The sequence below is a fragment of the Pseudomonas sp. NPDC087639 genome (genome assembly GCF_044743385.1).
Lineage (GTDB): Bacteria > Pseudomonadota > Gammaproteobacteria > Pseudomonadales > Pseudomonadaceae > Aquipseudomonas.
In genome coordinates, this window is the sequence record NZ_JBIUWI010000001.1 from 72,970 (window position 1) to 87,573 (window position 14,604).

Genomic DNA, 14,604 nt, shown 5'->3' on the forward strand with positions numbered 1-14,604 from the left:
TCGCTCGGGCTTTTTTTCGCCTCAAATAAAGGAAATCGCCCGTATGTTGGACGCCAATCTTAAAGCCCAGTTGAAATCGTACCTGGAACGGGTCACCCAGCCGATCGAGATCGTTGCTTCTCTCGACGACGGTGCGAAATCCCGTGAAATGCTGGAACTGCTGAAAGACGTTGCCAGTCTTTCGAGCCAAATTACCCTGATCGACAGCGGTGATGATGCGCGCAAGCCATCGTTCTCGATCAATCGCCCGGGCGCTGACATCAGTCTGCGCTTCGCCGGCATCCCGATGGGCCACGAATTCACTTCGCTGGTGCTGGCCCTGCTGCAAGTCGGTGGCCACCCATCGAAAGCCAGTGTTGAAGTGATCGAGCAGATCCGCTCGCTCAAAGGTGAGTTCAGCTTCGAGACTTACTTCTCGCTGTCCTGCCAGAACTGCCCGGACGTCGTCCAGGCACTGAATCTGATGGCCGTACTCAACCCGAACATCCGCCACGTCGCCATTGACGGCGCGCTGTTCCAGGACGAAGTCAACGATCGCAAGATCATGGCCGTGCCAAGCATCTACTTGAATGGTGAGAACTTCGGCCAGGGCCGTATGGGCCTGGAAGAAATCCTCGCCAAACTAGACACTGGTGCCATCGAGCGTCAAGCCGAGAAAATCAGCGCCAAAGAAGCCTTCGACGTGCTGGTCGTCGGCGGTGGCCCGGCCGGTGCTTCGGCAGCTATTTACGCTGCACGTAAAGGCATTCGTACTGGCGTTGCGGCTGAGCGTTTCGGCGGTCAGGTGCTGGACACCATGGCCATCGAGAATTTCATTTCCGTGCAGGAAACCGAAGGCCCAAAACTGGCCACTGCACTGGAAGAACACGTCAAACAGTACGACGTCGACATCATGAACCTGCAACGCGCCGACAAATTGATCCCGGGCAAAAACGGCGAGTTGCATGAAGTTCGCTTCGCCAGCGGCGCGACCCTCAAAGCCAAGAGCGTGATTCTGGCGACCGGTGCACGGTGGCGTGAAATGAACGTGCCGGGCGAGCAGGAGTACCGCAACAAAGGTGTGGCGTACTGCCCGCACTGCGACGGTCCGCTCTTCAAAGGCAAGCGTGTCGCGGTGATTGGCGGTGGTAACTCCGGCGTTGAAGCGGCGATTGACCTGGCCGGTATCGTGTCTCACGTAACCTTGCTTGAGTTTGATGTACAGCTGCGTGCTGACGCCGTATTGCAGCGCAAGTTGCACAGCCTGCCGAACGTCACTGTGATCACCAGTGCGCAAACCACCGAAGTCACCGGCAATGGTGAGAAGGTCAACGGCCTGCGTTACAAGGATCGCAAGACTGACGAACTGCGCAACGTCGAGCTGGAAGGGATCTTTGTGCAGATCGGTCTGCTGCCGAACACCGATTGGCTCAAAGGCACTATCGAGCTGTCGCCACGCGGCGAGATCATTGTCGATAATCGTGGTGAGACGTCGATACCGGGCATCTTCGCTGCCGGTGACGTGACCACTGTGCCGTACAAGCAGATCGTGATCGCGGTCGGCGAGGGCGCCAAGGCTTCGCTGAGCGCGTTCGATCACTTGATCCGTACTTCGGCTCCGGCGTAAACGCCAAGCCTTAAAGCACAAAACCCCATGAGTGATCATGGGGTTTTGTGTGGGTGTTACAAAAGATCGCAGCCTGCCGCAGCCTGCGATCTTTTTACATCGGTGCTGGCTGGATGATCTCAACCCAATAGCCATCCGGGTCCTTGATAAACGCCAGACTCTTCATGCGGCCATCGGTGAGGCGTTTCTGGAAATCACAGCCCAGTTCTTCAAAACGCGCGCAAGCGGCGACGATATCCGGCACCGAGATGCAGATGTGGCCGAAACCACGCGGGTCGGTGTTGCCGTTGTGATAGGCAAACTCAGCATCGTTTTCGGTGCCGTGGTTGTGGGTCAATTCCAGAATGCCCGGGATCGACTTCATCCACTCGGTGCGGGCGGCGGCGTCGGCAGGGATCTGCGCTTTGTCGACCAGGGCCAGGAAGTACAGGCTGAACTCGGCTTCCGGGAAGTCGCGTTTCTCGACCAGCGAGAAACCCATCACGCGTGTGTAGAAGTCCAGCGACTGGGTGATGTTCTTCACACGCAGCATGGTGTGGTTGAAAACGAAGTTGTGGGTTGCGCCGTCCGGGGTGGCAGTGACGCCAGGGAAAGTGTTCAGTTCGTGCAGGCTCATAGGCCCTCCGTAACAATGGGGCGAGTGAATGGGCGCAATGATACGCATGCCTGCCGGCATCGCCAAACCCAAAGCGCGGGCTTGCTCTGTGTGCGGGTGGGCCTCAGACTTTGTGGCTCAATCTGCGAGTGTTGCCTGCAATGATCCGACTGTTCAAAACCCTGTTCGTTTTCTTTGGCCTGGCGTTTGTCGCGCCGGCCGTGTTTGCCGACCCGCCACGCATCACTTGGCCCGCAGGTTGGGAGGTCGAAGCGCTGGCTGATACCGCGCCACAGGTTTTCCGGCAGCGGGCGGTGAAGAATGATGCCGATGGCAATCAAGTGATGGTGATGGAATTGACCATGACTCAGGTGGAGCCGGGTCATCAGGTCAATTTGCAGGGCGTGTTGCTGGAAATGCGCAAGTCGATACAAAAGGACTTTTTTCAGGGGGGTTATCAGAGTGTCTGCAACAAGGTGCATCCTGCGACGCTCGGTTCTTTGTCTGCTCTGGAGACGACTTGTACGGTGACTGAAAACGGTCGGCATGTGTTATCGCAAACGCTCGTCGCAGCCATCGAAGCGGATAAGGCTTATGTCCTATCGTATGCCGGTCAGGCTGACGTCTATAAGGCGAGTTCAGACGAAATAGCAGCAGTGAAAAACAGCCTCAAACTTTAGACGCCTGCTCTATTCAAGACAGGATTAGATACCCGAAGGGATTAAGCATAAAGTTTAACGTTGCTCCGGGTCGCAACATCGAGCAGCAAAATGTTTAGCTCGCTGGCTCGGAAACGTTACAGAAAAGTCGCAACTTTAACGATGAAATTCATTTCATTTGTTAGATATTGTCAATAAAAAAAGCCCTGCGTATGCAGGGCTTTTTGTTGGCGTCAGATTAACCGCGCAACCAGGAGTCAACGGTGCCTGCACCGTATTGTTCCTTCCAGGCTTTCAGGCCACGGTGGTTGCCGCCCTTGGTCTCAATCAGTTCACCGGTATGCGGGTTGTGATAGACCTTGACCACGCGAGCGCGGCGGGTTTTAGGTGCTGCAGCGGTTTGCAGGCCGGATTTAGCCGGATTCGGGTCGAGAATGGCGATGATGTCTTTCAGGCCTTTGCCGTAGGTTTTCATCAGCCCCTGGAGCTTTTCTTCGAATTCGATTTCTTTCTTGAGCCCGGCATCGTTCTTCAGTGATTCCAACTGCTTGAGCTGTTCCTGAAGGGCCTTTTCAGCTGCACGAAATTCAGCGAGTCTGGACAATATCTTTACTCCAATAGTGTATTTGGCTGATACCAACCGCAAACAAAGCTATAAGCCAAGAGCCCTGTAGCGACTCGGTGATAATTGGCTCACCTGCCAATCTTTGCGCAGGCACGAAAAATTGTAGTTGTTAATGCCTCTGGAGTAAATCCTGATGTTGTCTTCATGTAACAGCAGTGGACTTTTTGTATCAATTTGGTGCGCCTTGTCGGCGTGTCACGCTTAAGTCAATTTAGTTAATGGTGACTTAATGCACTAATGAAGTCTGCCGCCGGCATGGGTTTGCCGTACAGATAGCCCTGTAGAAAGTTGACCTTGTGCGCGGTCAGATAGTCGGCTTGCGCCTGAGTTTCGACACCTTCGGCAACAATGCCCAGATCAAGCTTGGCCGAGAGTTCGATGATGGAGTCCAGTATGTGCCGTGAGAGCGCATCGATGCCGATCATGGCAACGAAGCTCTGGTCGATCTTGAGGAAGTCCACATTGAATTTGCGCAAGTAACCAAGACTCGAATGACCGGTGCCGAAGTCGTCGATGGCGATCATCACGCCCAGCGCGCGCAACTGTTCGAACAGTTGTCGTGTCGTGTCGGTGGGCTCGATCAGCTCGCGCTCGGTGAGCTCCAGCACCAAGTGGATGCTGTCGGGAACGAAGGCGGCGAGAAACTCGCGGCAATCCTTCACCAGTACCAGATCCTGACAATGGCTTGCCGTGATGTTTATGCCGATGTGAAACGGTGTGGCGAAGGTCGATGACTGTGGCCCGAGCAATGCTGCGGTCTGCTGCATCAAGGCGCGGGTCATCGGCACGATCAGGCCCGAATGCTCGGCGAACGGGATAAACAGATCCGGACGCACCAGGCCTTCCTTGGGGTGATTCCAGCGCATCAGGACTTCGGCGCCCGACCATTTCTTGCTATCGCCATGAACCACGGGCTGGAAGTACGGAATGAACTCGCCGGCTTCCAGGGCACGGAGCATTTCATGGCTCGGCGAAGTGGAGCGCTTTTGCAAGACGTGCCCGATTGCGCCGGAGACCACACCAAAAAAAATCAGCAGGCTGAACAGCGGCGGGTATTCGTGGGCCATATAACGCCAGGTTTCACCGCTGGGAAATCCGGCAGACACGTTGAATGCATAGCGGGAAGAATCCAGCATGCTTTGCGCTACCGGGAAAGCGGGCAGGGCACCTTGATGGACTTTGCCATCGGCGGACAACCAGTTGTCGCCCACTTGCAGCAACAGCAGCGTCTGCCGGCCGATCAGGCGCAGCATGTTGCTCAAGTGATAGCCATCCAGTGTCGTCAATGCACCGCCGCGACCTTCACTGAGTCGATACACCAGCAATGCCGTATTGGGCGTCACCGGGTTGCCGTTCATCAACCACAACTTGCCATCGTTGTAGTCGCCGGCATTGACGGCTTCCTTATAGTCTCCGAACAACGAGCTGCAATAGAGGTTGTCTTCCCACACCAGATTGGTGGAGCGTACGAAAGGGCGGCGGGTGACTTGCTCGCGCAGGGCCAATTTGACGTCTTCGCAGCGTTGGCCGGCCAGTGGGAGCAGTTCCTGAGCGGCTTGGGCGGTGTTGTCGAGCATCAATTCAAACTGACGCAACGCCTCCTCGGCGGTCTGTTGTGAACTTTGCTGCAGCGTTCGTCCCGCCTGCACATAAAGAATTAAGCTGCCCAGTAAAATCGGGAGCAAGCCACTGAACAGCGTGACGACGATGCGGGTCATGCGCTTGCGGCGGGTTCTGATAGTTAAAGGCATGAGCGCATCCTGTCGCATGAAAGTGGGATCTTGAATGCAGGCCGGGCAACGGCGCATCACTGAGAAACTGCTCAGTTAGAAGGGATGATAGATGGCCGTTCACGCTTGCGCCGCTCATCGTCAGCTAGGCGTGCGGCCAACTCTATAAGTAGCCGCGCTGGCCATCTGCCGGGGATGTGCGGAATGCAGGGCAATATACGTTAGCAACAATCTCCTTGCACCAGCGCCAAAAAAGCGGATTTTATAGAGAGGGCAGACAACCCTATTTACGCTGTGTAGAATCGGGTTACGCATACAATAATAATCGTCTTCTGGCAGCAGAAGCCTCGCCCGCAAGAGCCTTGGGTCGACAATGAAGATATTCGGGTTTCAACTGATCTACGGTGACTTCCTCGCCCGCAGTGTGCGTGGCATCTCCTGCGCGCCACCCACCGGTCTCAGCATTACTGACAAATAACCCTGGTTAATTGATAAGAAATGATGAGGCGCCACCATGGCAGATTTATACGAAAACCCAATGGGCCTGATGGGCTTTGAATTCATCGAGCTCGCATCGCCTGTTCCTGGCACCCTTGAGCCGATCTTCGAGATCATGGGCTTCACCAAAGTCGCGACCCACCGCTCCAAGAACGTGCACCTGTATCGTCAGGGCGCGATCAACCTGATCCTCAACAACGAACCGAACAGCGTTGCTTCGTACTTCGCAGCCGAGCACGGCCCGTCGGTATGTGGCATGGCGTTCCGGGTCAAGGATTCGCAAAAAGCCTACAACCGTGCACTGGAACTCGGCGCCCAGCCGATCCACATCGAAACCGGTCCCATGGAACTGAACCTGCCAGCGATCAAAGGCATTGGCGGTGCGCCGCTGTACCTGATCGACCGTTTCGGCGAAGGCAGTTCTATCTATGACATCGACTTCGTCTTCATCGAAGGCGTTGACCGCAACCCGGTCGGTGCCGGCCTGAAGATCATCGATCACCTGACCCACAACGTGTACCGCGGTCGCATGGCTTACTGGGCGAACTTCTACGAGAAGCTGTTCAATTTCCGCGAAATTCGTTACTTCGACATCAAGGGCGAATACACCGGCCTGACGTCGAAAGCGATGACTGCGCCGGACGGCATGATCCGCATCCCGCTGAACGAAGAGTCCTCGAAGGGCGCCGGGCAGATCGAAGAGTTCCTGATGCAGTTCAATGGCGAGGGCATCCAGCACGTCGCGTTCCTCTCCGACGACCTGATCAAGACCTGGGATCACCTGAAAAAAATCGGCATGCGCTTCATGACCGCGCCGCCGGAAACCTATTACGAAATGCTCGAAGGCCGCCTGCCGAACCACGGCGAACCGGTTGATCAACTGCAAGCGCGCGGCATTCTGCTCGATGGTTCGTCGGAGCAGGGCGACAAGCGTCTGCTGCTGCAGATCTTCTCGGAAACCCTGATGGGGCCGGTGTTCTTCGAATTCATTCAGCGTAAAGGCGACGATGGTTTCGGCGAGGGCAACTTCAAGGCGCTGTTCGAATCGATCGAGCGTGACCAGGTGCGTCGTGGCGTACTCGCGACCGAGTAACCGGCTACTGAAATGAAAAATCCCGGCCTGCAGTGATGCAGGGCCGGGATTTTTTTGTGTTGGATTTAAGGCCTGCGTTGCCGCATCAAGTGCTTGAAACCTTCAAAAACCAGCACAACGACCGCCAACCAGATCGGAATATACGTCAACCATTCACCGGACTTGATGCTTTCACCCAGCAACAACGCCACACCGAGCAACAGCACCGGCTCAACGTAACTCAACAAACCAAACAGACTGAATGGCAGTAACCGGCTGGCAATAATGTAAACCACCAGCGCCGAAGCACTGATCAGGCCGAGCAGCGGAATCAGCCACATCAACGCCGGATACTGATCGAACACGGCCAGGCCTTGCTCGCCGCCCTGAACAAACCAATAGGCCACCGGCAGCATCAGGGTCATATCAACCCACAAGCCGCCGAGGTTGTCGGTTTTCAGGTATTTGCGCAGCACGAAGTACAACGGATAGCCGACCACGACCACCAGCGTCGCCCAGGAAAATCCACCGACCTGATACAACTCGTTCAACACACCCAGACTTGCGAAGAACACCGCAACCTTTTGCAGGTACGACAGGCTCTCGCCATAGGCAATCCGCCCGGTCAGCACCATGGCCAGCGGCAGCAGGAAGTAGCCCAGCGACACATCGAGGCTGTAACCGTTGAGCGGCGCCCACATGAACAGCCATAACTGCACGCCGAGCAGGCCGGCCGAAACAATCAGCCCGCCGATCAGTTTCGGCTTTGCCGCCATCAGGCGAACCAACTCCAGCACCCGCCGCCATTCCCCGGACACCAGCATGAATACGGTCATGCACGGCACCGTCAGCAGCATCCGCCAGCCGAAAATCTCCACGCCGCTCAACGGGGTGAGCAGCGAGGTGTAGTAATACATGACGGCAAACAGCACCGAGGCTGAAACCGATAGAGCGATACCTTTAGACAAACTGTCCTCGCGAGTGGGTGATAAAACGGGGCGCGAAGGATACGTGGTTTTTGTGCTGAATATTGACCGGATGGCCATTATTTTCAACGGCCCCTAACCCTCTCCAGGAGGGAGAGGGGACTGACCGCAGGGTCTCGCAATATTCAGCGAGGTGAAATACCAAGTCGATTGCAGATTGACCATCGTGCATTCAGAGAAAGCATAGGCAAATATCCCCCCAATCGGTGCCCTCTCCCTTTGGGAGAGGGCTGGGGTGAGGGAGTAATTTCAAGTCGAATGCGGTTTGCGACCCGACACAAAATGGCTTACATCGTTGAACCCCGGTGTCGAGGCATGGCCTGGTGTCACCAGCGAATCGATAAACGCTTCATCCTCCGCCGTGATCTTCACCGATTGCGCTTTGGTGTACGCGTCCCACTGCGCTTCAGTACGAGGCCCGACGATTGCCGACGTGACTGCGCTGTTGTTCAACACCCAGGCAATCGCAAACTCGACGATGCCGACGCCACGGCCCTCGGTGTATTGCTGAATCTGCTGGGCAATGCGCAGCGACTCCACCCGCCATTCGGTTTCCAGAATGCGTTTGTCCTGACGCCCGGCACGGCTGTTGGCGTCTGGCGTTACGTCTGGCGCGTATTTGCCGCTGAGTACGCCTCGGGCGAGTGGGCTGTAAGGCACCACACCCAGACCATAGGTTTGCGCCGCAGTAATCTGCTCAGTCTCGGCCTGACGGTTGACGATGTTGTACAAAGGCTGGCTGATCACCGGGCGATCAATGCCAAGTTTGTCGGCGATGCGAATCACCTCGGCGATCCGCCAGCCACGATAGTTCGACAGGCCCCAGTAACGAATCTTGCCTTGACGAATCAGATCGCCGATCGCCGAGATCGTCACTTCCAGTGGCGTGTTGTGGTCTTCGCGGTGCAGGTAATAGATGTCGAGGTAATCAGTGCCGAGCCGAGTCAGGCTGGCATCGAGTCCGTTGAAGATATGTTTGCGGCTTAAACCGCTGCGGTTTGGTACGCCGTCCACCGGGCCGAATCCCACCTTGGTCGCCAAGATCCATTCATGGCGATTGCCGGCAATCGCTTCGCCGACGATCTCTTCCGAGCGACCATTGGTGTACACGTCAGCGGTATCAATGAAGTTGATGCCCTGATCCCAGGCCTTGTCGATGATGCGCAATGACTCCTCGGTGCTGGTCTGTTCGCCAAACATCATCGTGCCGAGGGTGAGGGTGGACACCTGCAACCCCGAGTGGCCCAGTGTGCGATAGCTCATGCCAAAATCCTTTTGTCGGTGGGAATGCCTTAATCAAACACCAGAAGCGTGCGACGCGGCAAAGTGAATTATCGGCTCAAGCCTCGGCAGCGTGCCTGCAAAAACGCCTGCAACACACGGACCCGTTCCGATACCTGCACCCGATGTGGGCAGAGTAAATTGAACGGCACACTTTCACCTTCCCAGTCATCGAACAAGGTCATCAGTCGCCCGGCACGCACGTCTTCGGCGACATCGAGCCAGGCTTTGTAAGCGATGCCATGCCCGGCCAGTGCCCAACGGCGGGCGACTTCGCCGTCGTCGCTGAGATAGTCGCCATGGACTTCGACTTCAAGCGTTTCGTCGTCGCGACTGAAACGCCAGGTGTTGTAAGGCCGACCATTGCGTAAGTAGAGCAGGGCACTGTGCTTCGTTAATTCGCTCGGGTTTTGCGGTGTGCCATGACGGGCTAAATAGGCTGGACTGGCGCAAGCCACGCGACGATGCTCAGGCAGGATCGGCAACGCCACCAGCGTCGAATCGCTCGGTACGCCGAAGCGCAGCGCCACGTCCACGGTTTCACGAAACAGATCGGCATGGCGGTCGTTCAGCAGCAGTTGCAACTGAACGTGCGGATGTTCGCGTTTGAAATCATCCAGCCACGGCAACAACACATTGCGCCCGAAGTCCGACGGTGCCGCCAGTTGCAGTACGCCGCTCAAGCCTTCGCTCTGCTGCTTGAGCGCCTGCTCACCCTCGGCCAGTGTCGCGAGGGCTAGGCGCACACTTTCCAGATAGCGCCGGCCTTCTTCAGTCAGGCGCATGCTCCGGGTGGAGCGCGCCAGCAGGCGGATGCCGAGGCGGGTTTCAAGACGCTTCAAGGCGATGCTGGCGGCGGCCGGTGTCAGCTCCAATGCGCGGGCGGCGGCGGAAATGCTCCCGGAGTCGGCGACGCGGACGAAGATCTCCAGATCGAGAATCGAGCTCATTGGTAAAAATCCTTTAAAGATCTTTGCGTTTTAGCGAGATTTTTCCGTGATTGGCAAGTGTGGATACTGCAATCAGTGAATAACCGCAGGAGATGAGCATGACGTGGACATTCGATCATCTGGCTTTCAACACCGCTGACGGCCAGACGTTGCAGGACAATTTCGCGGCATTGCTGGGGCTGGCGCCGGGGCGCCGGCCGCCGTTTCCGTTTCCCGGCCGCTGGCTGTATCAGGACGCGCACGCCGTGGTGCATGTGATCGAGCAGCCGACTTTCGATGATACTGAACTCAGCCACATTGCGTTTCGCACCGATGAGCCGGCGGAAACTGTGTTGCGGCGGGTGCGTGAGAGTGGATTGCCGTACCAGTTGGCGCAAGTGCCGGGCGAGGGGATCTGGCAGATCTTTGTGCAGATGCCGGGTGGATTAGTAATTGAGTTGGATGCGTTTTCCTGACAGCAAAAGATCGCAGCCTTCGGTAGCTCCTACACCGACTGTAGGAACTGCCGCAGGCTGCGATCGTTTGATCTTCTAAATCAAACCCGCAACGTCCGCGTCATCCGTAACGCCAGCAGACTCCCGCCGACAATCACTCCCGCCAGCAGATACAACGCCGCATCGGTCGACCCGGTGCTGTCCTTGACCCAACCCACCAGATACGGGCTGAGGAACCCGGCCATCTGCCCCATCGAGTTGATCAACGCCAGACCACCCGCTGCCGCGCCCGCACTGAGCATCGCCGTCGGCACCGGCCAGAACATCGGCAGGCCGGTGAGGGCGCCCATGGTCGCAATGGTCAAACCGAGAATCGCAATCGCCGGATTGGCCGCAAAGTTCACCGCAATCACCAGACCAATCGCACCCATCAGCATCGGCACCACCAGATGCCAGCGACGTTCTTGGCGCAGGTCTGCCGAACGCCCGACCACCAGCATGAACACTGCCGCCAGCAGGTAAGGAATCGCACTCAACCAGCCGATGACCAGGTTATCGCTGAAACCGAGGTTCTTGATGATCGACGGCAGCCAGAAGTTGATCGCGTACACGCCGCTCTGGATGCAAAAGTAGATCAGGCCAAACGCCCAGATCGCCGGATTCTTGAATACCGCCAGCAGTGAATCAGATGTGGTTTTTGGCTTGTTCGCCAAGTCTTCGGCCTGATCCGCTTCGAGCACGGCGCGCTCGTGTGGGGTCAGCCATTTGGCGTTGGCGAAGCTGTCGCTCAGCAGGAAATACGCCAGCGCACCCAGTATCACGGTCGGAATGCCTTGCAGCAGGAACATCCACTGCCAACCGGCCAAACCGCCCTGGCCCGCCGCGAAATGGTTGAGAATCCAGCCGGAAAACGGGCTGCCGAGCAAACCGGACACCGGGATCGCCGACATGAACAACGCCATGATCCGGCCACGGCGGAACGTCGGGAACCACTGCGAGAGATACAGCACAACGCCCGGGAAGAACCCGGCTTCGGCAGCACCGGTGAACAGGCGCAGGGTGTAGAACTCGGTGGGGGTGGTGACGAACAACAGGCAGGTCGACAGCGTGCCCCAAGTGATCATCATCAGCGCGATCCAGCGCCGCGGACCGAATTTGGTCAGCGCCAGATTGCTCGGTACGCCGCACAGCACGTAGCCGATGAAGAAAATACCGGCACCGAGGCCGTAGACGGTTTCGCTGAATTTCAGCGCGTCGAGCATCTGCAGTTTGGCAAATCCAACGTTTACCCGGTCGAGGTAGTTGAACAGATAGCAGATGAAGATGAAGGGGATTAAACGCAGGGTGATGCGTTTATAAACGGCGTTTTTACCGTCATCGATGGTCTGGGTAGCTGCGGCGCTCTGCGACATAGCGGCTCTCTCTTTATTATGATTTTTTGCGATGCAAAGGGTAACGTTGATCGCCCTGAGAGTCTCGGCCACCTTTGGCCGGATTGTCTTTGTGCCTGAGCACAGGGTTTGCCGCCAAGCCCTGTGCGCGTGAACAACCGTCCGCCCCGTTTTTAAGGATCTTGCCCACCATGTTCGAACTCGATCACGACCTCGCGCAGGACATCGTCGACCGGGCCATGGCTATTTTGCCGTACAACGTCAACGTCATGGACAGCCAGGGGCTGATCCTCGGCAGCGGCGAACCGGAGCGGATCAACACCCGACATGAAGGCGCGCAACTGGTATTGGCCAACGGTCGGGTGGTCGAAATCGACGCGCCGACAGCCCAGCATTTGAAAGGCGTGCAGCCGGGGATCAACCTGCCGTTGCTGCTTGATCAGCGTCTGATCGGCGTGCTTGGCATCACCGGTGAACCGGAACAACTGCGCACCTACGCCGAACTGGTGCGCATGACGGCGGAAATGTTGGTAGGTCAACGCAATCAGCAGGCCGAGCAGCAATGGCGGCGTCAACGTTGTGATGATCTGCTGGCGCTGCTGTTAAGCGAGGCGGGAGATTCACCACGGCTGGTCGATGAAGCGCAGCAACTCGGTCTCAAACCGCAATTGACGCGGATCCCGTATTTGCTCGAATTGGGGCCGGAACATGGCCCGGGGCAAACCGTCGAGGCGCTGAGTGCCTGGCTGATGTCACGCTATCCGGACAGTTGGTGCGTGAGCTCGGCGAAGACTTCGCTGCTGTGGTGTCGGCCGGCGAGCCACAACGTCGAGCATGATCGCTTGCTGGAGAAGCTCGACGGCCTGGGCTGGAACGTCCTGCGCATTGCCGTGGGTGGGCAGGCGAATGGGTTGAGCGGGTTGCGTCGTTGTTATCGCCGGGTGGGCGATCTGCTTGCCTATGGCCGCGAGGTATTGCCGCATTCACGTCTGTTGACCCTCAATCGCTATCGCTTGCCGGTGATGCTCTGGCGGCATCGCAACGACGATGCGCTTGATGAACTGCTCAAGCCTCTGCGCAAGGTGATCGCCAAGGACAGCAACGGCCAGTTGCTGGCGACGTTGCGCAGTTGGTGCGATCACGATGGGCAGAGTCAGGCGTGTGCCGATGCACTGGGGATTCATCGCAATAGCCTGCGCTATCGGATGGAAAGGATTGCCGAGATCAGTGGGGTGGATCCGTTGAGGCTGGAAGGGATGTTGGCGCTGTATCTTGGGGTGCAATTGCTGCCGCAGACTGATCCCTCTGCATGAGGTGTTTTTGAAGACGCCATCGCTGGCTTGCCAGCGATGGGGCCGGGACATTCAGCCTCCACTGCAGGGCTTTTGTAGAAATGAACAATAAACGCCTGCGCCCATTGTGCAGCGGACCGGCGTCAATGCGCAGACCGACTGGCAGCATGATGAGCATTGGAACTGGAGAATTCGCATGAAGATCGTCATCGCCCCCGATTCGTTCAAGGACAGTCTGAGTGCCCAAGGCGTCGCCGAGGCCATTGCTCTGGGCCTGGCGCAAGTCTGGCCGCAGTCCACACTCATCAAATGCCCGATGGCTGACGGCGGCGAAGGCACGGTCGAATCGATTCTCGCCGCGTGCGAAGGCGAGTTGCGCCGCACCCGCGTGCGTGGCCCGTTGGGTTCAGCGGTTGACGCCGCTTGGGGCTGGTTGCCGCATAACCACACCGCGATCATTGAAATGGCTGAGGCCAGCGGCTTGCAATTGGTGCCGCCGGGGCAGCGCGATGCGTGCATCAGCAGCACCTTCGGCACCGGCGAACTGATTCGCGCAGCGCTGGATGCCGGGGCGCAACGGGTAATTCTGGCGATCGGCGGCAGTGCCACCAATGATGGGGGCGCCGGAGCCATGCAGGCGTTGGGGGTAAAGTTGCTGGACGCACAAGGTCAGGCGTTGGTGCCCGGCGGCCTGGCGCTGGCGCAATTGGCACATCTGGACTTGAGCGAACTGGACCTGCGTCTGGCTCAGGTGCGTTTCGATATCGCCGCCGACGTTAACAACCCGTTGTGCGGCCCACACGGTGCCTCGGCGATTTTTGGTCCGCAGAAAGGTGCATCGCCGACACAAGTGCAGCAACTTGATCAAGCGTTGGGGCATTTCGCCGAACTGAGCGCGCAAGCCTTGGGTAAAGATGTTCGCGATGAACCCGGCAGCGGTGCGGCGGGTGGTTTGGGTTTTGCCGCCAAGGCATTTCTCGGTGCGCAGTTTCAGGCCGGGGTCGAGGTGGTCGCCGAGTTGGTCGGGTTGGCCGAGGCGATCAAAGGCGCGGATCTGGTGATTACCGGCGAAGGACGGTTCGACGCGCAGACGTTGCGCGGCAAAACCCCGTTCGGCGTGGCGCGGATTGCCAAACAACACAACGTCCCGGTGATTGTCATCGCGGGGACATTGGGCGAGGGTTATCAGGAGCTGTACGCTCATGGCATTGATGCCGCGTTCGCCGTGACCAGCGGGCCGATGACGCTGGAGCAGGCTTGCGCGCAAGCGCCGCTTCTGCTGCGCGAGCGAGCGTGTGACATCGCTCGAGTCTGGCGACTCTCCACCAAACCCTGACCAAACCCCTGCACGAGGCGCGCGCGGTGTTTCAATGGTGTAACACCCAGAAAAATATTTGCTCTTTACACGCAACCTTCCTAAAGCCTGGCCGATACAGCCAATAGGCGCGCACAAGAATCCCAAAAACAGTGACGCCGGACTGAAGC

At 57.6% G+C, this 14,604-nt stretch carries 13 protein-coding genes; 6 read left to right on the top strand and 7 right to left on the bottom strand.

Going from position 1 to position 14,604, the window contains the following annotated elements:
- The first annotated feature begins 43 nt into the window (after positions 1-43).
- Entirely contained in the window at positions 44-1,606 is a 1,563-nt protein-coding gene (gene ahpF / locus ACIOVB_RS00365) for an alkyl hydroperoxide reductase subunit F (RefSeq protein WP_401263899.1), read from the top strand.
- Between the two features lie 94 nt (positions 1,607-1,700).
- On the opposite strand, the gene gloA is transcribed toward ahpF, so the two are convergent.
- The gene (gene gloA / locus ACIOVB_RS00370; protein WP_401263901.1) at positions 1,701-2,222 is read right to left on the bottom strand and encodes a lactoylglutathione lyase; all 522 of its coding nucleotides are present in this window, start codon (positions 2,220-2,222) and stop codon (positions 1,701-1,703) included.
- 140 nt (positions 2,223-2,362) lie between these two features.
- Between gloA and ACIOVB_RS00375 the strand changes: the two genes are divergently transcribed.
- The gene (locus tag ACIOVB_RS00375; protein ID WP_401263903.1) at positions 2,363-2,881 is read left to right on the top strand and encodes a DUF4946 domain-containing protein; all 519 of its coding nucleotides are present in this window, start codon (positions 2,363-2,365) and stop codon (positions 2,879-2,881) included.
- A gap of 217 nt (positions 2,882-3,098) precedes the next feature.
- On the opposite strand, the gene ACIOVB_RS00380 is transcribed toward ACIOVB_RS00375, so the two are convergent.
- The gene (locus ACIOVB_RS00380; RefSeq protein ID WP_187679905.1) at positions 3,099-3,464 is read right to left on the bottom strand and encodes a histone-like nucleoid-structuring protein, MvaT/MvaU family; all 366 of its coding nucleotides are present in this window, start codon (positions 3,462-3,464) and stop codon (positions 3,099-3,101) included.
- A gap of 236 nt (positions 3,465-3,700) precedes the next feature.
- Complete coding sequence (locus ACIOVB_RS00385; RefSeq protein ID WP_401263905.1) at positions 3,701-5,236, bottom strand: EAL domain-containing protein; 1,536 nt, start codon at positions 5,234-5,236, stop codon at positions 3,701-3,703.
- A 493-nt stretch (positions 5,237-5,729) separates the two neighbouring features.
- On the opposite strand from ACIOVB_RS00385, the gene hppD reads away from it, so the two are divergent.
- Positions 5,730-6,806 carry a 4-hydroxyphenylpyruvate dioxygenase gene (gene hppD / locus ACIOVB_RS00390; RefSeq protein ID WP_401263907.1) on the top strand — a complete coding sequence of 359 codons (1,077 nt, stop codon included), beginning with the start codon at positions 5,730-5,732 and terminating at the stop codon, positions 6,804-6,806.
- A 65-nt stretch (positions 6,807-6,871) separates the two neighbouring features.
- Here the strand turns inward: hppD and rarD are convergent, their stop codons facing one another.
- The 3 genes from rarD to ACIOVB_RS00405 all read right to left on the bottom strand — a co-directional run bounded on the left by rarD (position 6,872) and on the right by ACIOVB_RS00405 (position 10,002).
- Entirely contained in the window at positions 6,872-7,753 is an 882-nt protein-coding gene (gene rarD, locus ACIOVB_RS00395; RefSeq protein WP_401263908.1) for an EamA family transporter RarD, read from the bottom strand.
- Positions 7,754-8,020: 267 nt separating this feature from the next.
- Positions 8,021-9,034 carry an aldo/keto reductase gene (locus tag ACIOVB_RS00400; RefSeq protein ID WP_401263910.1) on the bottom strand — a complete coding sequence of 338 codons (1,014 nt, stop codon included), beginning with the start codon at positions 9,032-9,034 and terminating at the stop codon, positions 8,021-8,023.
- Positions 9,035-9,102: 68 nt separating this feature from the next.
- Positions 9,103-10,002, bottom strand: coding sequence for a LysR family transcriptional regulator (locus ACIOVB_RS00405; RefSeq protein WP_401263912.1), 900 nt, complete (start codon positions 10,000-10,002; stop codon positions 9,103-9,105).
- 98 nt (positions 10,003-10,100) lie between these two features.
- On the opposite strand from ACIOVB_RS00405, the gene ACIOVB_RS00410 reads away from it, so the two are divergent.
- Positions 10,101-10,457 carry a hypothetical protein gene (locus ACIOVB_RS00410; protein WP_187679899.1) on the top strand — a complete coding sequence of 119 codons (357 nt, stop codon included), beginning with the start codon at positions 10,101-10,103 and terminating at the stop codon, positions 10,455-10,457.
- Positions 10,458-10,537: 80 nt separating this feature from the next.
- Here the strand turns inward: ACIOVB_RS00410 and ACIOVB_RS00415 are convergent, their stop codons facing one another.
- On the bottom strand, positions 10,538-11,848 hold the full coding sequence (locus ACIOVB_RS00415; RefSeq protein ID WP_401263913.1) for an MFS transporter: 1,311 nt from the start codon (positions 11,846-11,848) through the stop codon (positions 10,538-10,540).
- Positions 11,849-12,018: 170 nt separating this feature from the next.
- Here ACIOVB_RS00415 and ACIOVB_RS00420 point away from each other — a divergent pair, with 170 nt between their 5' ends.
- Both ACIOVB_RS00420 and ACIOVB_RS00425 read left to right on the top strand, forming a co-directional pair.
- Positions 12,019-13,140 carry a sugar diacid recognition domain-containing protein gene (locus ACIOVB_RS00420; RefSeq protein ID WP_401263915.1) on the top strand — a complete coding sequence of 374 codons (1,122 nt, stop codon included), beginning with the start codon at positions 12,019-12,021 and terminating at the stop codon, positions 13,138-13,140.
- A 175-nt stretch (positions 13,141-13,315) separates the two neighbouring features.
- On the top strand, positions 13,316-14,455 hold the full coding sequence (locus ACIOVB_RS00425; protein WP_401263917.1) for a glycerate kinase: 1,140 nt from the start codon (positions 13,316-13,318) through the stop codon (positions 14,453-14,455).
- Positions 14,456-14,604: the final 149 nt, after the last annotated feature.